Genomic DNA, 21586 nt, shown 5'->3' on the forward strand with positions numbered 1-21586 from the left:
GGCTTGTCGCCCTCGATCCTCGCGGGGGTGTCCGGTCACCTGTGCACCCGCAGTGCGCATACTTCGTGACGGGCATCACAGGAGAGGACTTCGTCAGCCGTCGCCTGCGATCGAGCGGAGAGCGGCAGCGTCACGGATGGTGATGCTCTTGCGCTCGGCCCTCACGATCCGGTCACCGAATGACTGCATCGTCGTACTCACGGTGTTGCGGGAGATCCCCAGGTACTGGGCGAGGTCCAGTCTGGTGACGGCCACTTCGACGCCGGCCGGCGAACTCGCCCGGCCGGCGGCCGACGCCAGGGCGAGAAGCGCCCCGGCCAACCGCGTCCGGGAATCGCCGTCGCCGACTCGCGTGGCCTCTCTCCAGCGCATCGCGGTGTGCCGGTGCAGTGCCTCCGTCAGATCGTGCCGATCACGGAAGTCGAGGAACTCCCGCTTGTTCACGACCGACACCCTGCAGTCTGCGATGGCTTCGACCGAGGCCAGCCGGGTCTCGTCCTCCTCGATCACCGCCGCCTCACCGACCACGTCCCCGCCGCCCCGGAAGGCCAGGACCCGCACCCGGCCGTCCCGTTCGACGCGCGAGACCTTCACGACTCCGCCGCAGAGCACGAGGACGTGCGTACCGCGGTCTCCCTGCCGCAGCAGCACATCCCCCGAACGGTGGTCGCGCAGACGGCCCTTGGCCACCAGGGCGTTCCACAGCGACTCACCGATCATCTGTCGAAGCGTCACCCCGAGGCCATGGCCCGGCCCGTGTAATCCCCCGGTCATGGGCAGCACTCTAGGGGGCGGGCGCTCGGCCCGCCCCCGGCTTCGCCGGCGCTACTCCCCGCCCTCCAGCTCGCCCTCCGTCTCCAGGAAGGCCTGCCGCAGGGCGTCGAGCGTCTCGGCGTCCGGCTTGGACCACATGCCGCGGCTCTCCGCCTCCAGGAGGCGTTCGGCGATGCCGTGCAGGGCCCAGGGGTTGGCGTCCTGGAGGAACGCGCGGTTCTCGGGGTCGAGGACGTAGGTCTGGGCGAGCTTGTCGTACATCCAGTCGGGGACGACGCCGGTGGTGGCGTCGTAGCCGAACAGGTAGTCCACGGTGGCGGCGAGTTCGAAGGCGCCCTTGTAGCCGTGGCGGCGCATGGCCTCGATCCAGCGGGGGTTGACCACGCGGGCGCGGAAGACGCGGGAGGTCTCCTCGACGAGGGTGCGGGTGCGGATCGTCTCGGGGCGGGTGGAGTCGCCGATGTACGCCTCCGGCGCCCTGCCGCGCAGTGCCTTGACGGTGGCGACCATGCCGCCGTGGTACTGGAAGTAGTCGTCGGAGTCCGCGATGTCGTGCTCGCGGGTGTCGGTGTTCTTGGCGGCCACCGCGATCCGCTTGTAGGCGGTCTCCATCTCCTCGCGGGCCGGGCGGCCCTCCAGGCCGCGGCCGTAGGCGTAGCCGCCCCAGACCGTGTAGACCTCCGCGAGGTCGGCGTCGGTGCGCCAGTCGCGGCTGTCGATGAGCTGGAGCAGGCCGGCGCCGTACGTGCCCGGACGGGAGCCGAAGATGCGGGTGGTGGCGCGGCGTTCGTCGCCGTGGGCGGCGAGGTCGGCCTGGGCGTGGGCGCGGACGAAGTTCCCCTCCGCCGGCTCGTCCAGCGACGCCGCCAGGCGCACCGCGTCGTCCAGGAGGCCGATCACGTGCGGGAAGGCGTCACGGAAGAAGCCGCTGATGCGCAGGGTGACGTCGATGCGGGGGCGGCCGAGCTCCTCGAGAGTGACGGGTTCGAGTCCCGTCACTCGCCTCGACGCCTCGTCCCACACCGGGCGGACGCCCAGCAGCGCCAGCGCCTCCGCCACGTCGTCGCCCGCCGTGCGCATCGCGCTCGTTCCCCACAGGGACAGGCCGACCGACTGCGGCCACTCGCCGTTGTCGGTGCGGTAGCGCTCCAGGAGCGAGTCGGCCAGCGCCTGGCCGGTCTCCCAGGCCAGGCGGCTGGGGACGGCCTTGGGATCGACGGAGTAGAAGTTGCGGCCCGTCGGCAGGACGTTGACCAGGCCGCGCAGCGGGGAACCCGAAGGGCCGGCCGGGACGAATCCGCCCGCCAGTGCCTTGACGGCGTGGTCGAGTTCGGCGGTGGTGCCTGCCAGGCGGGGGACGACCTCGCGGGCCGCGAAGTCCAGGATCGCGGCTACGGGGTCCAGGCCTGCATCATCCGTGCCCGGCACCGTGGGTTGTGCCCACCCGTCCCGCCCTGCGGGACGATTGCCCACAACAGTAGCCACCGCCGCCGGGTCCCAGCCTGCCGCCTCCATCGCCTCCACCAGGGCGCGCGCCTCGGCCTCCGCCTCGTCCGCGCCCGTGCGCGTCGCCGCCGACTCGTCCAGGCCCAGGGCCTCGCGCAGGCCCGGCAGGGCCGCGGTGCCGCCCCAGATCTGGCGGGCGCGCAGGATCGACAGGACGAGGTTCACCCGCGCCTCACCGGTGGGCGCGCCGCCCAGCACGTGGAGGCCGTCGCGGATCTGCGCGTCCTTGACCTCGCACAGCCAGCCGTCGACGTGCAGCAGGAAGTCGTCGAAGCCGTCGTCGTCCGGGCGGTCCTCCAGGCCCAGGTCGTGGTCGAGCCGGGCGGCCTGGATGAGGGTCCAGATCTGGGCGCGGATCGCCGGGAGCTTGGAGGGGTCCATGGCGGAGATCTGCGCGTACTCGTCGAGGTGCTGCTCCAGGCGCGCGATGTCGCCGTAGGACTCGGCGCGGGCCATCGGCGGCACCAGGTGGTCGACGAGGGTGGCGTGGGCGCGGCGCTTGGCCTGGGTGCCCTCGCCGGGGTCGTTGACGAGGAAGGGGTAGACCAGCGGCAGGTCACCGAGGGCGGCGTCGGGGCCGCAGGCGGCGGACAGGCCGGCGTTCTTGCCCGGCAGCCACTCGAGGTTGCCGTGCTTGCCGAGGTGGACCATGGCGTCGGCGCCGAAGCCGCCGTCCTCGCGGGAGGCCGCGATCCAGCGGTAGGCGGCGAGGTAGTGGTGCGAGGGCGGCAGGTCGGGGTCGTGGTAGATGGCGATGGGGTTCTCGCCGAAGCCGCGCGGCGGCTGGATGAGGACGAGGAGGTTGCCGCGGCGCAGGGCGGCGAGGACGATGTCGCCCTCGGGGTTGCGACTGCGGTCGAGGAACATCTCGCCCGGCGGCGGGCCCCAGTGCTCCTCGACCGACTCGCGCAGCTCCTGCGGCAGCTGCCCGTACCAGCGCTTGTAGTCGGCGGCCGGGATGCGCACGGGGTTGCGGGCGAGCTGCTCCTCGGTGAGCCAGTCCTGGTCGTGGCCGCCGGCCTCGATGAGGGCGTAGATCAGCTCGTCGCCGTCGCCGGACTCGAGGCCGGGGACCTCCTCGATCCCGAAGTCGTACCCCTCCTCGCGCAGCCGGCGCAGCAGGGCGACGGCGCTGGCGGGGGTGTCGAGGCCGACGGCGTTGCCGATGCGCGAGTGCTTGGTGGGGTACGCGGACAGGACGAGCGCGATCCGCTTCTCGGCGGCCGGGATGTGGCGCAGCCGCGCGTGGCGCACGGCGATGCCGGCGACGCGGGCGGCACGCTCGGCGTCGGCGACGTACGCGGGCAGGCCGTCCTCGTCGATCTCCTTGAAGGAGAACGGGACGGTGATGATGCGGCCGTCGAACTCGGGCACCGCGACCTGGGTGGCGGCGTCGAGCGGCGAGAGACCCTCGTCGTTCTCCTCCCAGGCGCTGCGCGACCCGGTCAGGCACAGGGCCTGCAGGATCGGCACGTCGAGGCCGGCGAGGGCACCCGCGTCCCAGGACTCGTCGTCGCCGCCGGCCGAGGCCTCGGCCGGGCGGGTGCCGCCGGCGGCGAGGACGGTGGTGACGACGGCGTCGGCCGCGCCCAGGGCCTCGATCAGCTCGGGCTCGGGGGCGCGCAGCGAGGCGACGTACAGCGGCAGGGCGCGGCCGCCCGCGTCCTCGACGGCGCCGCAGAGGGCGTCGACGAAGGCGGTGTTGCCGCTCATGTGGTGGGCGCGGTAGTAGAGCACCGCGACGAGCGGGCCGTCGGTGTGCACGGCTCGCGGGGTGCGCTCGAGCTCGCCCCAGGTGGGGGCGGCGGCCGGGGGCTCGAAGCCGTGGCCGGTGAGCAGCACGGTGTCGGAGAGGAAGCGGGCGAGCTGCTCGAGGTTGGCGGGGCCGCCGTGGGCGAGGTAGGCGTGGGCCTCGGCGGCGATGCCGACGGGGACGGTGGAGGCCTCCATCAGCTGGGCGTCGGGGGCCTGTTCGCCGGTGAGGACGACCACGGGACGGTCCTGGGCGAGCAGCTGGTCCAGCCCCTCCTGCCAGGCGCGGATGCCGCCGAGGAGCCGGACGACGACGAGGTCGGTGCCCTCGAGGAGCGAGGGGAGCTCGTCGAGCGCGAGCCGGGACGGGTTGGCGAGCCGGTACGGGACCGGGCCCCCGTGAGCAGCAGCCGCGCGGGCGCTGAGCAGGTCGGTGTCGGACGTCGACAGGAGAAGGATCACGCGGCGCTCCCGAGTGCTTCGAGGGTCGCCCGGGGTGCGCGGGGCCGGAATGTGCGCATGCGGCGGCAGGCCTTCCTCGGGGTCCGCGCCCCGGGCGGTTGGAGGACGGCGGGAGTTCCTGACTCGCGCGGCATCGCTGCCGCGCTCACAGTGGCGGGACCGTGCCGGAGTCTCACCGGCTTCCTCCCCTGTCGCCGTCGCTGGCGTCTGACGGGCGTTCGTCCGCAGGACGTCCGCTGGGACGGCGTCCATGGGACACTGCCCGCCGGTGAGCATAGTAAGCGCTGGTGATCCGGTACGGCACGGTGCGCCGGTGGTGGGCGTCGGTATGCTCGCCGCCATGCCCCTGCCCCCCACATCCGCCCCGGACCGGGACAACCCGGACCCGGGCGGGACCACCGTCCGCGAGCGCGGCGACGCGTGCCCCGGCGCGCTGCGGCTGCACGCCGCGGACGACGGGGCGCTGGCCCGGGTCCGGGTACCGGCCGGGCTTTTGACGGCTCGTCAGGCGCACGTGCTGGCGGACGCGGCCGAGGAGCTCGGCGACGGCCGTCTCGACATCACCTCGCGCGGCAACCTCCAGCTGCGCGGCCTGACTTCCGGCTGCGGCGGCGAACTGGCCGCCCGGCTGCGCCGGGCCGGACTGCTGCCCTCCGACCGGAACGAGCGGATCCGCAATGTGGCGGCCTCGCCGCTGTGCGGGCTGGACGGGCCCGCGGCCGCGGACGTCCAGGCGTGGGCGCGCGAGCTGGACGCGCTGCTGTGCGGCGCGGGTGGCGGAGCGGACGACGACCCGGGCAGCGGCCCCGGCGGCGACGCGGACGGCCTCCCGGACGGCAGGGTGGATCTGTCCGCTCTGTCCGGGCGGTTCCTCTTCGGCCTGGACGACGGGCGGGGCGACATCGTGGCGCTCGGCCCGGATGTGACATTGATCGCAGACGAGGACGGGCGGGACGGGCAGGCCCTCCTGTACCTCGCCACCGGGTCCCCCGCGCTGCGCGTCGCCGGCCGGCACGCGGCGCGTGCGGCCGCGCTCGCCGCGCGGGAGTTCCTCGCGGCGCTGGACGAGCACGGCGTCACGGCCTGGCGCGTGCGCGAACTCGCCCCCGAACGGCGGCCGCGCCCGGACCGGCTGGCCGCCCGGCTCGCGGCGGCCGGCATCCCGTGCGAGGTCGTCGCCGACGCGACGCCGCCCACCGGCCCCCCGGCCGAACCGGGCCTGGTCCACGGCCCCGGCGGGCGGTACGCCCTGTCGGTGGCCGCCCCGCTCGGCCGGCTGACCGGCGACCGGTGGCGGCTCCTCGCCCGTACCGCCGAGCGGGACGGCGGAGGCGAACTGCGGGTGACACCCTGGCGCGGCGTCGTGATCCCGGGCCTCACGGCCCCGGTGGCCGCGGCCCGGCTCGCGGACCTCGCGGACGCGGGGCTGGTCACGTCCGCCGCGTCCGCCTGGCACCGGGCCGGCGCCTGCGCGGGCCGGGGCGGCTGCGCGAAGTCGCTGGCGGACGTACGCGCCGACGCGGCCGCGTGCCTTTCCGGGGCGCGCCCTGACGGAACGACACCGCTGCTGCCGGTCTACTGGTCGGGCTGCGAACGGCGCTGCGGGCACCCGGCCGACGGCCACTGGGTGGACGTCCTGGCGACCGGCGACGGCTACCGGGTCACCGTGCGGGACGGGGCGGCGGACACCGAAGCCGCGGCAGCCGCGGCAGCGGCGGCGGGCCCGGCACCCGGGCCGCACGACCTGGCCGACGCGGTGGCCGACGCGGTTTCCGCCGCCCGGCGCACCACACCACGACCGACAACGTGAACACGAACCACACGGACCACATGAAGAACGAAGGCGACGAGGGCACAGTGTTCGACTACGAAAAGGACGGCGCGTCCATCTACCGCCAGTCCTTCGCCACCATCCGGGCCGAGGCCGACCTCGGCGGGCTGCCGCAGGACGTCAGCCAGGTCGCGGTACGCATGATCCACGCGTGCGGGATGACCGATCTCGTGCGGGACCTGGCGTACTCGCCCCAGGTGGTGGCGCGGGCGCGCGAGGCGCTGCGCGCGGGCGCGCCGATCCTGTGCGACGCCAACATGGTCGCCAGCGGGGTCACCCGCAAGCGGCTGCCCGCGGACAACGAGGTGCTGTGCACGCTCGCCGACCCGGCGGTGCCGGAGCTGGCGCGGCGCATGGGGACGACCCGCAGCGCGGCGGCGCTGGAGCTGTGGCGCGAGAAGCTGGACGGCGCGGTGGTCGCGGTCGGCAACGCCCCGACCGCGCTGTTCCGCCTGCTGGAGATGGTTGCGGAGGGCGCGCCGCGCCCGGCCGCCGTCATCGGCATCCCCGTCGGCTTCATCGGCGCCGCCGAGTCGAAGGACGCCCTGGCCGACAGCCCTCTGGGACTGGAGTACCTGGTGGTGCGGGGGCGGCGGGGCGGCAGCGCCATGGCCGCCGCCGCGATCAACGCGATAGCGAGCGAGGAAGAGTGAGCGAGCAGCATCCGGTGACGACGGGCCGTCTGTACGGGGTGGGGCTCGGCCCCGGCGACCCGTCGCTGATGACCGTGCGGGCCGTCGAGGTCATCGCCTCGGCCGACGTCGTCGCGTACCACAGCGCCCGGCACGGGCGCAGCATCGCGCGCTCGATCGCCGAACGCCATCTGCGCCCCGACCACATCGAGGAGCGGCTGGTCTACCCGGTGACGACGGAGACCACCGACCACCCCGGTGGCTACCGGGGCGCGATGGAGGAGTTCTACGAGGAGGCGGCGGCCCGGCTGGCGGCGCACCTGGACGCCGGGCGCACGGTGGCCGTCCTCGCCGAGGGCGACCCGCTCTTCTACAGCTCGTACATGCACATGCACAAGCGGCTCGCCGACCGGTACCCGACGGAGGTCGTGCCGGGCGTGACGTCGGTGAGCGCGGCGGCGGCCCGCCTGGGCGAACCGCTGGTGGAGGGCGAGGAGGTGCTGACGATCCTGCCGGGCACCCTGCCCGAGGAGGAGCTGGCGGCGCGCCTGGCCGCCACCGACTCGGCGGTGGTGATGAAGCTGGGCCGCACCTTCCCGGCGGTACGGGGCGCGCTGGAGCGCTCGGGCCGGCTGGCGGAGGCGCGGTACGTGGAGCGCGCCACGATGAGCGGCGAGCGCACGGGACGGGTGGCGGACGTCGACCCGGAGTCGGTGCCGTACTTCTCGGTGGCGGTGCTGCCGAGCCGCGTGGGCGCGGAACCGGTCGCCGACGGGCGGGGCGAGGTCGTCGTCGTGGGCCTGGGTCCGGCGGGGCCGCTGTGGCTGACGCCGGAGGCGCGGGGCGCGCTGGCGGCGGCCGAGGACGTGGTGGGCTACACCACGTACGTGGACCGGGTGCCCGTGCGGCCGGGTCAGCGGCGGCACGCCTCCGACAACAAGGTGGAGTCCGAACGCGCCGAGTTCGCCCTCGACCTCGCCCGCCAGGGGCGGCGGGTCGCGGTCGTCTCCTCGGGTGACCCGGGGGTGTTCGCCATGGCCACGGCCGTCCTGGAGGTCGCCTCCGAGGACCCGTACCGCGCGATCCCGGTCCGTGTGGTGCCCGGCATGACGGCGGCCCACGCGGCGGCGGCCCGCGCCGGCGCCCCCCTGGGCCACGACTACGCGGTCGTCTCCCTCTCCGACCGCCTCAAGCCGTGGGAGGTCATCGCCGAGCGCCTGCGCGCGGCGGCCGCGGCGGACCTGGTCCTGGCGCTGTACAACCCCGGCTCCCGCAGCCGGATCCACCAGGTCGGCAAGGCCCGCGACCTGCTGCTCGAATACCGCTCCCCCGACACCCCGGTGGTCCTGGCCCGCGACGTGGGCGGCCCCGAGGAGCGCGTACGCGTCGTCCCCCTCGGCGAACTCGACCCCACCCAGGTCGACATGCGCACCCTCCTCATCGTGGGCTCCACCCAGACCCGCACGGTCCGCCGAGGCGAGACGGACACCGAGGAAATCGTCTGGACCCCGAGGCGGTACCCGGAGGGCCGGGAGGGCTGAGCGAGCGACGGCCGGGCCGCGACCAGTTCGTCGGCCCGTTCCTCGATCCTCGCGACGAAAGCGAGGTTGTCGATGCCGCCGATGACGTATCCGGGGTCGGGGTCCTACTCCCACGCCCAGGTGTCAGTCACCGGTCACCGCGGCACGGGCCTCGTCGCGCACGGCCATGCACTCGTCCATGGCCGTGCGCCATCTCGGGTCGTCACGGTCGAAGGTGTTCGCGCCGTCCAGCGCGGCACGGTAGCGGGCGGCCAGGCCGGGGCGACGTTCGATCTCGATCTCGGTCGCCCACTTGATCTGGAAGAGACGGATGGGGTTGAACGAGGCGTGTTGAGTGGCGGCGGTGAAGGCCGCGTCGCGGTCCGCCTGGAACTCGGCGAGACGGGACGAGGCGACACGAGCCAGCACCCGGGCCGGAATCGCACGATCGCCTCAGCCGAGCGTCCGCCTCAGCCACTGCGCCGCCTCCGCCGGGTCCTCGACCGCCGGGACGTCCGGTGGGGGCGGGGGGCGGTGGACGATCAGGACCGGGACGGCGGCCTCGCGGGCGGCGGTGAGTTTGGCGGACGTGGCGGACGAGCCGCTGTCCTTCGTCACCAGGACGTCGATGCGGTGGCGGCGCAGCAGCTCCCGTTCGCCCTCCACCGTGAACGGGCCGCGGTCCAGCAGCACCTGGGTCCTCGGCGGCATCGGGGGCTCCGGGGGGTCCACCGAGCGGACCAGGAACCACATACCCTCGAGGTGCGCGAAGGCGGCGAGGCCCATCCGGCCCGTCGTCAGGAACGCCCGCTCGCCCAGGGCGGGCAGGGCCCGCGCCGCCTCGGCCAGCGAGCCGACCGGGTGCCAGTCGTCGCCCGGACCGGCGACCCAGCCGGGGCGGCGCACGGCCAGCAGGGGAACACGGGCGTCCGCGGCAGCCTGTGCCGCGTTGGAACTGATCGTGCCGGCGAAGGGATGGGTGGCGTCGATGAGCGCGTCCACGTGCTGCTCGCGCAGCCAGCGGGCGAGGCCGCCGGGGCCGCCGAACCCGCCGATGCGCACCTCCCCCGCCGGCAGCCGCGGTCGGGCCACGCGTCCGGCGAGCGAGCTGGTCACGCGCAGGGCCGGGTCCGCGGCCAGCGTCCCCGCCAGGCGGCGGGCCTCGGTCGTGCCGCCGAGGATCAGGATGTGGCGCTTGGCGCTCACCGGGTGCCCCTCCCCTTCCGTTTCCGTGTGTGGAACGACCCAGCCTACGACCGGTGCGGCACATGACTGAGACCGAGGCCGCCAAGCCCACCGGCGGGCGTACCGCGCAGCTGCAGCACACCGGTCTGCGGCACGGCTGGACCACCGGCGCGTGCGCGACCGCCGCGACCACGGCCGCGTACACCGCGCTCCTCACCGGCGATTTCCCCGACCCGGTGACGATCACCCTGCCCAAGGGGCAGACGCCCGCCTTCGCCCTCGCCGCCGAGCAGCTGGGCGAAGGGCGGGCTATGGCGGCCATCGTCAAGGACGCCGGGGACGACCCCGACGTCACCCACGGCGCGCTGATCCGCGTCACCGTGCGGGCGCTGCCGCCCGGATCCGGCGTGGTGTTCCGCGCCGGGCCCGGCGTGGGCACGGTCACCCGGCCCGGCCTCCCGCTGCCGGTCGGCGAGCCCGCCATCAACCCCGTGCCGCGTCAGATGATGCGCGAGCACATCGCCGGTGTCGCCGCCCGGCACGGCGGCACGGGCGACGTGGAGATCGAGGTCTCGGTCGATCATGGCGAGGAGATCGCCCGCTCCACCTGGAACCCGCGCCTGGGCATCCTGGGCGGCATCTCCATCCTGGGCACCACCGGCATCGTCGTCCCCTATTCCTGCTCCGCGTGGATCGACAGCATCCGGCGCGGCGTGGACGTGGCCCGCGCGGCGGGCCGCACGCATGTCGCGGGCTGCACGGGCGCGACGTCCGAGAAGGTCGCGGTCGCCGTGCACGGCCTGCCGGAGGACGCCCTGCTGGACATGGGCGACTTCGCGGGCGCGGTGCTGAAGTACATCCGACGGCACCCGGTGGACCGGCTGACCGTGGCCGGTGGCTTCGCCAAGCTGTCCAAGCTGGCGGCCGGTCACCTCGATCTCCACTCGGCCCGTTCCCAGGTCAACAAGGAGTTCCTGGCGGAGCTCGCCCGGCACGGCGGCGGTGACGACGCCCTCGCCGCCGCCGTCACCGGCGCCAACACGGGCCTGGAGGCCCTGCGTCTGTGCGAGGCGGCGGGCGTTCCGCTCGGCGACCTCGTCGCCGCCGGCGCCCGCGACGAGGCACTGGCGGTGCTGCGCGGTGCGCCCGTCGCGGTCGACGTCATCTGTATCGACCGCGCGGGCGTCATCGTGGGGCGGGCGGAGCCCAAGGGGCCGCGGGAGCCCCGGGAGCGGTGAGCTAGCGGTTCACCGGGCCCAGCGCCGCGCGGGACTCCGGCTTCTTCGCCGTCGTGCCGCAGAACGCACCCTCGAACATGTTCTCGAAGGGAGGGCTCTGGTCGAGCCAATCGCCGTTGATGTTGAAGGTGAGCGCCGTCCTGCCGTCGCGCGTCGCTGCGGCGCCGGACAGGGAGCCCCACACGACACCGTCGTGACCCCAGACGGTCGTGCCGCAGGAGAGTGAGCGCGACATGATGCCGAGGCCGTACTTGAAGTGCTGGCCCGTCTCCACGGTCGTCAGCATCGCGTCCAGTTGCTTGCGCGGCAGGAGCCTGCCCTGCAGCAGGGCGCTGTAGAAGCGGTTGAGGTCGCCGCTGGTGCTGACCACCTCGCCCGTCGCGCCGGACCAGGAGGGGCGGTACTCGGTGGCGTCGTGGATCTCCGGGCCCGGGTTCTGGACGTAGAGCTTGGAGTAGCCGACCGGGTGCGGGGCGGGGAGCTTCGGGTCCGTGCCGGGGAACGTCGTCTCCTTCAGCCCCAGCGGCTTGACGATGCGCCGCTCGACCTCGCTCGCGTACGGCTTCCCGGTGACCTTCTCGATGACCATGCCGGCCAGCACGAACCCGGTGTTCGAGTAGTTCCAGCCCTTGCCCGGCTCGAAGTCCGGGCCGTACTTCAGCCCGTACGCGATGACCTCCTGCGGGGTCTTCACGTCGTAACGGTGCTCGAAGAAGCCGGGGCCGTTCATGTCCTTGTCCCACTCCGGGGTGTACACCATGTCGTGCACACCGCTGGTGTGGTTGAGGAGCTGACGGATCGTGATCTTCGTGGCGTCGTAGCCGTTGCCCTTCACGACGCCGGGCAGCCAACGCTCGAGCGAGTCGTCCAGGCTCAGCTTGCCCTCGGCCTCCAGCTGGAGGAGCGTCGTGGCCACGAAGGTCTTGGTGATGCTGCCCGCGCGGAAGTGGTCGGCGGCCGTCCGCTTGCGCTTGGTGGTCGTGTCGGCGTAGCCGGCGCTCCCGAACCAGCTCCCCCTGGGCGTACGGATCTCGCCGGCGACACCCGGCATGCCGGCGGCCACGAGGCCGTCGAGGGCCTTCTGCGTCGCGGCGGACGAGCCGCCGGTCTCCGTCGCGGCCGCGGCCGGAGCCGCCGTTCCCACGACGCCCGCCGTCACGGCGCCGGCCGTCACGGCGACCGTCGCGGCGAGTGCGACGAGCTTGCTGTGCTTCTTGGTCGTTCGCTCCGTCATGGAGCCCCCCTTGGAATGCGTGGCCTGGTCAGCGGCCGAATGATCATTCCAAGGGCATCACAGGAGGGGGACGGCGGGCTATGACCAAGTCCACATCTCCGCATCGGCCCCCGTTGGACGGGTTCGGTGGTCAGGTGCCCGGCACGGTCCTGCCGCAGTTGTCCCGGTCCCGGGTCGCCGAGTACAGGAAGCTGTCCGGGAACTGCTCCGCCGCCAGCGTGCGGCCCACGACGATGACCGCCGTACGGACGATGCCGACCGCCCGCACCTGGTCCGCGATGTCCGCGAGCGTGCCGCGCAGCACGACCTCGTCCGGGCGGCTCGCCATGGCGACGACGGCGGCCGGGCAGTCGGGGCCGTAGTGCGGGAGGAGTTCGGCGACGACCCGGTCGGCGTGGCGGGCGGCGAGGTGGAGGACGAGCAGGGCGCCGCTGCGGCCGAGGGTGGCGAGGTCCTCGCCGGGGGGCATGGGGGTGGCCCGCTGGGCGACGCGGGTGAGGATGACGGTCTGGCCGACGGTCGGGACGGTCAGCTCGCGGCCGAGGGCCGCTGCCGCGGCGGCGAAGGCGGGGACGCCGGGGACGATTTCGTACGGGATGCCGTGCGCGTCGAGGCGGCGGATCTGCTCGGCGACGGCGCTGAAGACGGCGGGGTCACCGGAGTGCAGCCGGGCCACGTCCTGGCCGGCCTCGTGGGCACGGACGAACTCGGCGGTGATCTCGGTCAGGTTCAGGTGGGCGGTGTCGACGAGGCGGGCGTCGGGGTGGCACTCGGCGAGGAGTTCACGGGGGACGAGACTGCCGGCGTAGAGGCAGACGGCGGCCCGGGACAGGATCCGGGCGCCCCGCACCGTGATGAGGTCGGCGGCACCGGGGCCGGCGCCGATGAAGTACACGGTCATGGGGTTCGGTCTCTCCTTGAGGGCGGGTGCGGGTGAGTTGTCGGTGCGGGTGCGTTGTGGGGCGGGGCCGGGTCGGGCTGGGACGGGCCCTCCCGTTCGTACGCCGACCGCCCGCCGGTTTGTGGGCAGTCGTTCCGCAGGGCGGAACGGGTGGGCACAAACCGGCCCACCGGGCCGCACCCGAACCCGGCCGTACCCCCCCGGCGCCGGCAGGCTCACGCTTTGGTCACCGACCACTGCGTCACCGGCATCGCCTGGCGCCAGCCCGTGAAGCCCCCGACAGGGACGGCGTGCGCCACCGCCAGGCGCGTCAGGTCGCCGCCATGGCGCCGGTACCAACCCGTCAGCAGCGCCTCCGATTCCAGCGTGACCGTGTTCGCCACCAGGCGGCCACCCGGCCGGAGCGCCTCCCAGCAGGCGTCGAGGAGGCCGGGGGCGGTGAGGCCGCCCCCGATGAAGACGGCGTCCGGCGTCGGCAGGCCTGCCAGGGCCGACGGGGCGCGCCCCGTCACCACGTCCAGGGCCGGCACGCCCAGTGCCTCCGCGTTGCGGGCGATGCGTTCCGCTCGTACCGCGTCGCGTTCCACTGTGACGGCCCGGCAGGACGGGTGTGCTCGCATCCACTCGATGCCGATGGAGCCCGATCCGCCGCCCACGTCCCACAGCAGTTCGCCCGGGGCCGGCGCCAACGCGGCCAGGGTCGCCGCTCGTACGTGGCGCTTCGTCAGCTGGCCGTCGTGCTCGAAGGCCTCGTCCGGAAGGCCGGGGGTGAGGGGCAGGCGCAGTGCGTTGGGGTCACGGTGGCATTCGACGGCGATGACGTTGAGCGCGTCGACGGGTTCCGACTGCCAGTCCGCTGCCGTGCCCTCGATACGGCGTTCGCGTTCGCCGCCCAGCTGTTCCAGCACCGTCATCCGGCTCGGCCCGTAACCGCGCTCGCGCAGCCGGGCCGCCACCTCCGCGGGCGTGCCCGAGCCCGCGCTGAGCACCAGGAGCCTGCGGCCGTCGTGCAGTGCCGCGGACAGGGCGCCCAGCGGGCGGCCCACGAGGCTGATGACGTCCGTCCCGTTCAGGGGCCAGCCCAGCCTCGCACAGGCGTACGACGCGGACGACGGGTGCGGCAGCACCCGTATTCTCCCGGGCCCCAGCACCTCCGTGAGTGTGCGGCCGATGCCGAAGAACATGGGGTCGCCGCTGGCCAGTACGCACACGCGCCTGCCGGCGTGCGCGTCCAGCAGGCCCGGGACGGCCGGGCGCAGGGGCGTCGGCCAGGTGACTCGTTCGCCGGTGCACTCCTTCGGCAGCAGGTCCAGCTGGCGGGGGCCGCCCACCAGTACCTCGGCGGCGCGCAGCGCCTCCTGGGACGTGGGGGCCAGGCCGGGCCAGCCGTCGGCTCCGATGCCTACGACCGTCACGGGGGCGGTGCTCACGGGGCGTACCTCGGGTTCGGGCTGCGATCAAGGGGCATCGGAACTCTACTGACCTGGGGTGACGGCACCGTGCGCGGGACTCTTGTTGCATAGGATATGCAATTACTGAAGAGAGGCAGGAGGCGTGCTCGTGAAGCGTTCACCGGTGGTGCTGGGGATCGAGTCGTCCTGCGACGAGACCGGCGCCGGTCTGGTCCGGGACGGGAAGCTGCTGGGTCACGCGGTGGCGTCGAGCATGGACGAGCACGCGCGCTACGGCGGTGTGGTGCCCGAGATCGCGGCACGGGCGCATGTGCACGCGGCCGCGCCCGTGGTGCGGGCCGCGCTGGCCGACGCCGGGCTGGGGATGGGCGACATCGGTGCCGTCGCGGTGACGACCGGGCCCGGGTTGTCCGGTGCCCTGCAGGTCGGGGTCGCCGCGGCGAAGGGGCTCGCGTATTCGCTGGGCGTGCCTCTTTACGGTGTGCATCATCTGGCCGGGCACGTCGCCGCCGACACCCTCGAGCACGGGCCTCTGCCGAACCCCTGCATGGTGCTCATCGTCTCCGGCGGGCACACCTCGCTGCTGCTCGTCCGGGATCTCGCGCGCGATCCGATCCTGCACCTGGGCGACACCCTCGACGACGCCGCCGGTGAGTGCTTCGACAAGGTCGCCCGTGTCTTCGGGCTGCCCTATCCGGGCGGGCCCGCGATCGACCGGGCCGCGCGGGACGGGGATCCGCGTGCGGTGGCCTTCCCGCGGCCGCTGACCGGGCCGCGGGACGACCGGTACGCGTTCTCCTTCTCCGGGCTGAAGACGGCCGCCGCCCGCTGGGTCGAGCAGCACCGCGCGGCCGGCCGGGTCCTGCCCGTCGCGGACGGGGCGGCCTCGCTGCAGGAGGCGGTGGCCGACGTCCTCACCCGCAAGGCCGTCGCGGCGTGCGCCGAGCACGGCGTGGGCACCCTGGTCGTGGTCGGCGGCGTGGCCGCCAACTCGCGGGTGCGGGCGCTGGCGCGGGCGCGCTGCGATGCTGCGGGCATCGAGCTGCGCGTCCCGCCGCTGCGGCTGTGCACCGACAACGGCGCGATGATCGCCGCCGTGGGTGACCTGCTGGTGCGCGCGGGTGCCGAACCCGCGCCGCTCGATGTGTCCATCGACCCGTCCGCGCCCCTGGAGTACGCGGCGCTCCATCCCGTCGCCCGCGTCGTCCGCGCCGCTTGATCCTTCGGAGGCCCTTGTGCGTACCGCCGACATCCGCCGTCGCTTCCTCGACTTCTTCGCCGAGCGCGGCCACACCGTGGTGCCCAGCGCGCCGCTGCCCACGCCCGACCCGACGCTGCTGTTCGTCAACGCGGGCATGGTCCCCTTCAAGCCGTACCTCGCCGGCGAGGCCGCGCCGCCGTGGCCGCGCGCCACCAGCGTGCAGAAGTGCGTGCGGACGCTGGACATCGAGGAGGTCGGGCGGACGACGCGGCACGGGTCGTTCTTCCAGATGAACGGGAACTTCTCGTTCGGGGACTACTTCAAGGAAGAGGCGATCTCCTACGCCTGGCAGCTGTCCACCGCGCCCGTGGCGGACGGCGGGTACGGGCTGGATCCGGAGCGCATCTGGGCCACCGTGCACCACTCCGACGACGAGGCCGCCGAGTTGTGGCGGCGCGTCGCCGGGCTGCCGGACGAGCGGATCGTGCGCCGGGGGGACGAGGACAACTTCTGGTCCATGGGCGTCCCGGGCCCCTGCGGCCCGTGTTCCGAGCTGTACTACGACCGGGGGCCCGCGCTGGGGCGCGCGGGTGGGCCGGCCGTGGACGAGGACCGGTACATGGAGTTCTGGAACCTGGTCTTCATGCAGTACGAGCGCGGCGAGGGCGCTGGAAAGACCGGCTATCCGATCCTGGGCGAGCTCCCCCGCCGCAACATCGACACCGGCATGGGCCTCGAGCGCATGGCCACCCTGCTGCAGGGCGTCGACAACCTCTACGAGATCGACGAGACCCGGCCCGTGCTGCAGCGCGCCGCCGAGCTGACCGGCGTGCGCTACGGCTCCGACCACCAGGCGGACGTGCGGCTGCGGGTCGTCGCCGACCATGTGCGCACCGCCCTGATGATGCTGGCCGACGGCACCGCCCCCGGCAACGAGGGCCGCGGCTATGTGCTGCGCCGCATCCTGCGGCGGGCCGTGCGCTCGGTGCGGCTGCTGGGGCATCAGGACCCCTGTCTGCCGGAGCTGCTGCCGGTCGCCCGGGACTGCATGCGGCACAGCTACCCGGAGGTCGCCGAGGAGTTCGGGCGGATCGCGCAGCAGGCGTACGCCGAGGAGGACGCCTTCCGCTCGACGCTGCGGCAGGGCACCACCGTGCTGGACACGGCCGTGGCCGAGGTCAAGGCGAGCGGCGGCCATCTGCTCCCGGGGCAGCAGGCGTTCCTGCTGCACGACACCTATGGCTTCCCGATCGACCTGACGCTGGAGATGGCCGAGGAGCAGGGCGTCGAGGTCGACCGCGAGGGCTTCACCGCGCTGATGGCCGAGCAGCGCGAGCGCGCCCGCGCCGACGCCCGTACGCGCAAGTCGGTCGGGGCGCTGGACACGTCGGCGCTCCGCTCGGTCCTGGACGCCCACGGGCCCACGGACTGGCGGGCCTACGACACGCTGCTGACGGACTCCACGGTGCTGGCCCTGCTCGGCCCGGACGGCCCCCTGAAGGCGGTCGGTGCCGGTGGGATCGCCACCGTCGTCCTGGACCGGACGCCCTTCTACGCCGAGTCGGGCGGCCAGGACAGCGACGCGGGCGCGCTGACCGGGGCGTCGGTCGAGGCCGAGGTGCTGGACGTGCAGCGGCCGCTGCCGGGGCTGGTGGTCCATCAGGTGCGGGTGACGGCGGGCGAGCTGGCGGTGGGCGACGCGGTGCGGGCGTCCGTCGATCCCGAATGGCGGCTGGGCGCCCGTCAGGCGCACTCCGGCACGCACGTCCTGCACGCCGCGCTGCGGCAGGTGCTGGGCCCGACGGCGCTGCAGGCCGGCTCGTACAACCGGCCCGGCTATCTGCGGCTGGACTTCCCCTGGCGCGGGGCGCTCGGGCCGGCCGCGCGCGGTGAGGTCGAGGAGGCGGCCAACCGGGCGCTGCGCCGCGACCTGGCGGTGGACGTGCGGTGGATGTCCCTGCCGGAGGCCAAGGAGCTGGGCGCGCTGGCGCTGTTCGGCGAGACGTACGGCGAGCGGGTGCGGGTGGTCGAGATCGGTGGGGCGTGGTCGCGCGAGCTGTGCGGTGGCACGCACGTGGAGCGCGCCGCGCAGATCGGTGTGGTGGCGCTGACCGGCGAGTCCTCGGTGGGGGCCGGGATGCGGCGGCTGGAGGCCGCCGTCGGGTTCGAGGGCTTCGGTTATCTGGCGCGCGAGCGCGACCTGGTGGCGCGGCTGGCCGAGCAGCTCCAGGCGCCGCGCGCGCAGCTGCCGGAGCGGGTCGCGGTGCTGCTCGACCGGCTCAAGGCGGCCGATCAGCGGGCGGAGGAGCTGCGGCGGCGGGCGGAGCTGGGCCGGGCGGCGGAGCTGGCCTCGGCCGCCGCCGAGGTGGGCGCGGCGCTGCTGGTGACGGCGACGACGGACGGTGACGCCCGCTCGCTGGCGCTGGCCGTGCGCGACCGGCTGCCGCAGGACCGGCCGGGGGTGGCGGCGGTGGGCGCCGAGGCGGCGGGGAAGGCGACGCTGGCGGTCGCCCTCAACCGGGCCGCGCGGGAGTCCGGGATGTCCGCGGGGGAGCTGGTGAAGGCCCTGCTGTCCGGCCGCGGCGGCGGCTCGGCCGAGGTCGCCCAGGGCGGCGGGCTGGCCGCGGACGCCCTGCCGGAGGCCCTGCGGGCCGTGCCGGGGCTGCTGGTGCGACGGGACTGAGGGGCGCTGCTCCGGGCCGTGGGCCCGGAGCAGCGGGGCCGCCTACCAGTTCGAGCGGCGGTAGTCCTTCAGGAAGCAGCCGTACAGGTCCTCGCCCTGCTCGCCGCGGACGATCGGGTCGTAGACCCGGGCCGCGCCGTCCACGAGGTCGAGCGGGGCGTGGAAGCCCTCGGCGGCCAGGCGGACCTTGTCCGGGTGCGGGCGCTCGTCCGTGATCCAGCCGGTGTCGACGGCGGTCATCAGGATGCCGTCGCTCTCCAGCATCTCCTGGGCGCTGGTGCGGGTGAGCATGTTCAGGGCGGCCTTGGCCATGTTGGTGTGCGGGTGGCCGGCGCCCTTGTAGCCGCGGCTGAAGACGCCCTCCATGGCGGAGACGTTCACCACGTACGTACGGCGGGCGGCGGCTGCGGCCATCGCCGGCCGCAGCCGGCTGATCAGGATGAACGGTGCCGTGGAGTTGCACAGCTGGACCTCGAGCAGCTCGACCGGGTCGACCTCCGAGACGGTCTGGATCCAGCTGTTGGTGGCGTCCAGGTCCGGCACCAGCCCGCCGGCGTCGATGGCGGTGCCCGCCTCGATGCGGGCGAGCGTGGCCGAGCCGCCGACGAGCGCCAGGTCGGTGACGTCCTGCGCGGTGATGCCCTCACCCTCGCGGCGGGCGGCGGGCAGGGCGGCGACGGCGTCCACGGCGCCGCTGCCGAAGGTGCCGATGACCTCGGCGGCGGGCAGCTCGCCCGCGGGCAGCGGGGCGGACTCGGCGGCGACCAGCTCGCTGTAGGCGCGCGGGGAGCGGCGTACGGTCTGGGCGGCGTTGTTGATCAGGATGTCGAGCGGGCCCTCGGCCGCCACCGAGTCGGCGAGGGCGACCACCTGCGCCGGGTCGCGCAGGTCGATGCCGACGATCTTCAGGCGGTGGATCCACTCGTCGCTGTCCGGCATGGCCTTGAAGCGGCGGATGGCGTCGTTGGGGAAGCGGGTGGTGATGGTGGTGTGCGCACCGTCGCGCAGCAGCCGCAGCGCGATGTACATGCCGATCTTCGCCCGGCCGCCGGTGAGCAGCGCGCGCCGCCCGGTGAGGTCGGTGCGGGCGTCGCGGCGGGCCCGGTTCTCGGCCGCGCACTCCTGGCACAGCTGGTGGTAGAAGGCGTCGACCTCGACGTAGCGGGTCTTGCAGATGTAGCAGGACCGGGGGCGCTGGAGGATGCCCGCGATCTCGCCGACGGTCGTGGAGCTGGGCAGGATGCCCTGGGTCTCGTCGTCGATGCGGTCGGCGGAGCCGGTGGCCGTGGCCTCGGTCACCTGACGGTCGTGGGCGGTCTTGGCCGCGCGGCGCTCCTGGCGGCGGCGCTGCTTGACCGTCCGGTAGATCCCGGAGGTGGCGCGCCGGACCGCGATCGCGTCCGGGTGGTCGACGGGGAGCCGGTCGAGCTCCTCGAGCACGCTCAGGCAGATCGCCATGCGCTCCGGGTCTATGCCCGAGGTGCCCGGCTGGTGGCCTGCACCGTCGTGGTGTTCTTCAGTGACGGTCATGGCCGCTGTCGTTTCCAGTCCGCTTGTTCGATAAAGGTTCCAGGAAACTGTACGTAGCCGGGTGCGGCAGCGCCAAACCCGTGATCGCGGGCCGTGGCCGGACCGTCCGGGGGCGCCGGTGGCGGCGCCCCCGGCGCGCGCCGCGGCCCGGCGCCCCCGGGGCGGGCGGGCGCCGCCCTTCGCGGCCGGCGGCAACCGCCGGGGACCGCACGGAGCTGCCGGGATCCGCGTTCCCAACCACCGGACATTACATCCGACTTATTGGCCTTTCCGGGTTAATTACGCGTCATGGGGCCCATATTGGGTCATGTCATCCTGAAACGCCGGTCACAATTGCCTCTCAACACCCCTTAGAAAGGTCTAGCCATGTCGCGTATCGCCAAGGCAGCCGTCCTGACCGCCGCCGTCGGTACCACCATCACCGGTGCCGCCGGTCTCGCCGTCGCCGACTCCGGTGCACAGGGTGCGGCGGTCGGCTCCCCCGGCGTCGTCTCCGGCAACGTCATCCAGGTCCCGCTGCACGTGCCGATCAACCTCTGCGGGAACTCGATCGACATTCTCATCGGCCTGCTGAACCCGACGTTCGGCAACACCTGCGTCAACAGCTGACCTCGCCCCACCCCCAGAGCGCGCGCGTCAACAGCCGGACCGCGCGCCGCGCGGGAGCGGGTCACAGTCAGCCGCCGGATCCCTCTCCCGCGCGTTCGTGGCGCCCACCGACCTCCTGGTGGGCGCCACTGCCGTGTCCGGGACCGCCTTCCGGGTCACGCTCGGGGCCCTCGGCGCCGGACGCCGGGCGGTCGTGCTGGGCGCCGGGCAGGTCGGGAATCTCGACGATCGGGGGGAGGTCCGGGGTCAGGTGCGAGTGATTGGTCTCCATGGCACGGTCCTGCCCTTGCTGTGGGAGGGGTGGGAAGCGCGGGGGAACGGACCTCAGGCCGCCGCCAGCAGCTGACGGCGCAGCCGGGCGCAGGTGCGGCTGAGGATGCGGGAGATCTGCATCTGGGAGACCCCGAGGCGGGCACCGATCTGCTGTTGCGTGAGGTTGCCGAAGAAGCGCCAGTACAGGACGTACTTCTCCCGCTCGGACAGCGCGTCCAGCAGCGGCTTGAGCGACTGCCGGTCGATGACCAGCTCCAGCGCCCTGTCGCAGCGCCCGAGGGTGTCGGCCAGCGGCAGCTCGTCGGCCCCGGCCACCGGATGGTCGAGGGAGAGGGTGTGGTGCACCCCGTCGGCGTCGAGGCCGCGCCGCACCTCCCCCTCGGTCAGCCCCGCCTCCGCGGCCAGTTCCGCGACGGTGATGTCCGTCCCCGCGCCGCGCTGTTCCAGCCGCGCCCACGCGGAGCGGACGGCCGCCCGCAGCTCCTGGTCCCGGCGCGGGATGTGCAGCGACCACACATGGTCGCGGACGTGCCGCTTGAGCTCCCCGTTGATGGTGGGGATGGCGAACGACTCGAAGGCGTACCCCAGCCGCGGGTCGTACCGGTCCACGGCGTGGACCAGGGCCAGCGCGGCCACCTGCCGCAGGTCCGCCGGGCTCTCGCCGCACTTGCGGAACCGCCTGCTCACCCGCTCGGCCATCGGCAGCCAGGCGGCGATCACGTCCTGCCGCAGCCGGTCGCGCTCCGGCCCGGCGGGCAGGGAGGCCAGGCGGAGGAAGAGTTCGGCGGTGCCGGCCGCGTCGGCGTCACGGTCGTGTGCACGGGGCGCTGTCTCAGCCATGGT

The 21586-nt window shown here is 74.1% G+C and carries 17 protein-coding genes and 1 riboswitch; of the genes, 7 read left to right on the forward strand and 10 right to left on the reverse strand.

From position 1 onward, the window contains the following. Positions 1–93: 93 nt before the first annotated feature. Positions 94–720, reverse strand: coding sequence for a Crp/Fnr family transcriptional regulator (locus ACIG36_RS07595; protein ID WP_399923524.1), 627 nt, complete (start codon positions 718–720; stop codon positions 94–96). A gap of 105 nt (positions 721–825) precedes the next feature. Then, complete coding sequence (cobN, locus tag ACIG36_RS07600; protein WP_399923526.1) at positions 826–4494, reverse strand: cobaltochelatase subunit CobN; 3669 nt, start codon at positions 4492–4494, stop codon at positions 826–828. A gap of 112 nt (positions 4495–4606) precedes the next feature. Further along, positions 4607–4680: riboswitch (cobalamin riboswitch) on the reverse strand. 154 nt (positions 4681–4834) lie between these two features. On the opposite strand from cobN, the gene ACIG36_RS07605 reads away from it, so the two are divergent. The 3 genes from ACIG36_RS07605 to ACIG36_RS07615 are packed head-to-tail and all read left to right on the forward strand — an operon-like array spanning position 4835 to position 8498. Beyond that, positions 4835–6304, forward strand: a complete 1470-nt coding sequence (locus tag ACIG36_RS07605; protein ID WP_399923529.1) for a cobalamin biosynthesis protein CobG — start codon at positions 4835–4837, stop codon at positions 6302–6304. A gap of 20 nt (positions 6305–6324) precedes the next feature. Beyond that, entirely contained in the window at positions 6325–6978 is a 654-nt protein-coding gene (locus tag ACIG36_RS07610) for a precorrin-8X methylmutase (protein ID WP_399924014.1), read from the forward strand. After that, on the forward strand, positions 6975–8498 hold the full coding sequence (locus ACIG36_RS07615; RefSeq protein ID WP_399923532.1) for a precorrin-2 C(20)-methyltransferase: 1524 nt from the start codon (positions 6975–6977) through the stop codon (positions 8496–8498). Before ACIG36_RS07610 ends, ACIG36_RS07615 begins: the two co-directional genes overlap by 4 nt. A 123-nt stretch (positions 8499–8621) precedes the next feature. Here ACIG36_RS07615 and ACIG36_RS07620 read toward each other — a convergent pair whose 3' ends face one another. Both ACIG36_RS07620 and ACIG36_RS07625 read right to left on the reverse strand, forming a co-directional pair. Beyond that, positions 8622–8906 (reverse strand): hypothetical protein, encoded by a 285-nt coding sequence (locus tag ACIG36_RS07620; RefSeq protein WP_399923535.1) that lies wholly within the window; start codon positions 8904–8906, stop codon positions 8622–8624. A 24-nt stretch (positions 8907–8930) separates the two neighbouring features. After that, complete coding sequence (locus tag ACIG36_RS07625) at positions 8931–9683, reverse strand: cobalt-precorrin-6A reductase (RefSeq protein ID WP_399923537.1); 753 nt, start codon at positions 9681–9683, stop codon at positions 8931–8933. A 62-nt stretch (positions 9684–9745) separates the two neighbouring features. On the opposite strand from ACIG36_RS07625, the gene ACIG36_RS07630 reads away from it, so the two are divergent. Continuing rightward, positions 9746–10900, forward strand: a complete 1155-nt coding sequence (locus tag ACIG36_RS07630) for a cobalt-precorrin-5B (C(1))-methyltransferase (RefSeq protein WP_399923540.1) — start codon at positions 9746–9748, stop codon at positions 10898–10900. Between the two features lies 1 nt (position 10901). Here the strand turns inward: ACIG36_RS07630 and ACIG36_RS07635 are convergent, their stop codons facing one another. The 3 genes from ACIG36_RS07635 to cbiE all read right to left on the reverse strand — a co-directional run bounded on the left by ACIG36_RS07635 (position 10902) and on the right by cbiE (position 14465). Further along, complete coding sequence (locus ACIG36_RS07635; RefSeq protein WP_399923543.1) at positions 10902–12134, reverse strand: serine hydrolase domain-containing protein; 1233 nt, start codon at positions 12132–12134, stop codon at positions 10902–10904. Positions 12135–12264: 130 nt separating this feature from the next. Further along, the gene (cobM, locus tag ACIG36_RS07640; RefSeq protein ID WP_399923546.1) at positions 12265–13035 is read right to left on the reverse strand and encodes a precorrin-4 C(11)-methyltransferase; all 771 of its coding nucleotides are present in this window, start codon (positions 13033–13035) and stop codon (positions 12265–12267) included. A 215-nt stretch (positions 13036–13250) separates the two neighbouring features. Then, positions 13251–14465 (reverse strand): precorrin-6y C5,15-methyltransferase (decarboxylating) subunit CbiE, encoded by a 1215-nt coding sequence (cbiE, locus tag ACIG36_RS07645; protein WP_399923549.1) that lies wholly within the window; start codon positions 14463–14465, stop codon positions 13251–13253. Between the two features lie 145 nt (positions 14466–14610). On the opposite strand from cbiE, the gene tsaD reads away from it, so the two are divergent. Both tsaD and alaS read left to right on the forward strand, forming a co-directional pair. Further along, positions 14611–15666 (forward strand): tRNA (adenosine(37)-N6)-threonylcarbamoyltransferase complex transferase subunit TsaD, encoded by a 1056-nt coding sequence (tsaD, locus tag ACIG36_RS07650; protein WP_399924017.1) that lies wholly within the window; start codon positions 14611–14613, stop codon positions 15664–15666. A gap of 16 nt (positions 15667–15682) precedes the next feature. After that, positions 15683–18331: an alanine--tRNA ligase gene (gene alaS / locus ACIG36_RS07655; RefSeq protein WP_399923552.1), complete on the forward strand. Its 2649-nt coding sequence runs from the start codon at positions 15683–15685 to the stop codon at positions 18329–18331. Positions 18332–18373: 42 nt separating this feature from the next. Here alaS and ACIG36_RS07660 read toward each other — a convergent pair whose 3' ends face one another. Next, complete coding sequence (locus ACIG36_RS07660) at positions 18374–19861, reverse strand: SDR family NAD(P)-dependent oxidoreductase (RefSeq protein ID WP_399923555.1); 1488 nt, start codon at positions 19859–19861, stop codon at positions 18374–18376. A 366-nt stretch (positions 19862–20227) separates the two neighbouring features. On the opposite strand from ACIG36_RS07660, the gene ACIG36_RS07665 reads away from it, so the two are divergent. Further along, the gene (locus tag ACIG36_RS07665) at positions 20228–20470 is read left to right on the forward strand and encodes a chaplin (RefSeq protein WP_399923558.1); all 243 of its coding nucleotides are present in this window, start codon (positions 20228–20230) and stop codon (positions 20468–20470) included. Positions 20471–20537: 67 nt separating this feature from the next. On the opposite strand, the gene ACIG36_RS07670 is transcribed toward ACIG36_RS07665, so the two are convergent. Together ACIG36_RS07670 and ACIG36_RS07675 are read right to left on the reverse strand one after the other, a co-directional pair. Beyond that, positions 20538–20741 (reverse strand): hypothetical protein, encoded by a 204-nt coding sequence (locus ACIG36_RS07670; RefSeq protein WP_399923561.1) that lies wholly within the window; start codon positions 20739–20741, stop codon positions 20538–20540. Positions 20742–20794: 53 nt separating this feature from the next. Further along, positions 20795–21583, reverse strand: a complete 789-nt coding sequence (locus tag ACIG36_RS07675; RefSeq protein WP_399923564.1) for a sigma-70 family RNA polymerase sigma factor — start codon at positions 21581–21583, stop codon at positions 20795–20797. Positions 21584–21586: the final 3 nt, after the last annotated feature.

The sequence above is a fragment of the Streptomyces sp. NPDC053048 genome (assembly GCF_044547045.1).
Taxonomy (GTDB): domain Bacteria; phylum Actinomycetota; class Actinomycetes; order Streptomycetales; family Streptomycetaceae; genus Streptomyces.

Excerpts from the sequence above, each read along its gene's own strand:
- ACIG36_RS07595 (WP_399923524.1), bottom strand. The coding sequence starts at position 720 with ATGATCGGTGAGTCGCTGTGGAACGCCCTGGTGGCCAAGGGCCGTCTG.
- ACIG36_RS07605 (WP_399923529.1), top strand. The coding sequence starts at position 4,835 with ATGCCCCTGCCCCCCACATCCGCCCCGGACCGGGACAACCCGGACCCG.
- ACIG36_RS07610 (WP_399924014.1), top strand. The coding sequence starts at position 6,325 with ATGAAGAACGAAGGCGACGAGGGCACAGTGTTCGACTACGAAAAGGAC.
- ACIG36_RS07630 (WP_399923540.1), top strand. The coding sequence starts at position 9,746 with ATGACTGAGACCGAGGCCGCCAAGCCCACCGGCGGGCGTACCGCGCAG.
- ACIG36_RS07635 (WP_399923543.1), bottom strand. The coding sequence starts at position 12,134 with ATGACGGAGCGAACGACCAAGAAGCACAGCAAGCTCGTCGCACTCGCC.
- cobM (WP_399923546.1), bottom strand. The coding sequence starts at position 13,035 with ATGACCGTGTACTTCATCGGCGCCGGCCCCGGTGCCGCCGACCTCATC.
- ACIG36_RS07660 (WP_399923555.1), bottom strand. The coding sequence starts at position 19,861 with ATGACCGTCACTGAAGAACACCACGACGGTGCAGGCCACCAGCCGGGC.
- ACIG36_RS07665 (WP_399923558.1), top strand. The coding sequence starts at position 20,228 with ATGTCGCGTATCGCCAAGGCAGCCGTCCTGACCGCCGCCGTCGGTACC.
- ACIG36_RS07670 (WP_399923561.1), bottom strand. The coding sequence starts at position 20,741 with ATGGAGACCAATCACTCGCACCTGACCCCGGACCTCCCCCCGATCGTC.
- ACIG36_RS07675 (WP_399923564.1), bottom strand. The coding sequence starts at position 21,583 with ATGGCTGAGACAGCGCCCCGTGCACACGACCGTGACGCCGACGCGGCC.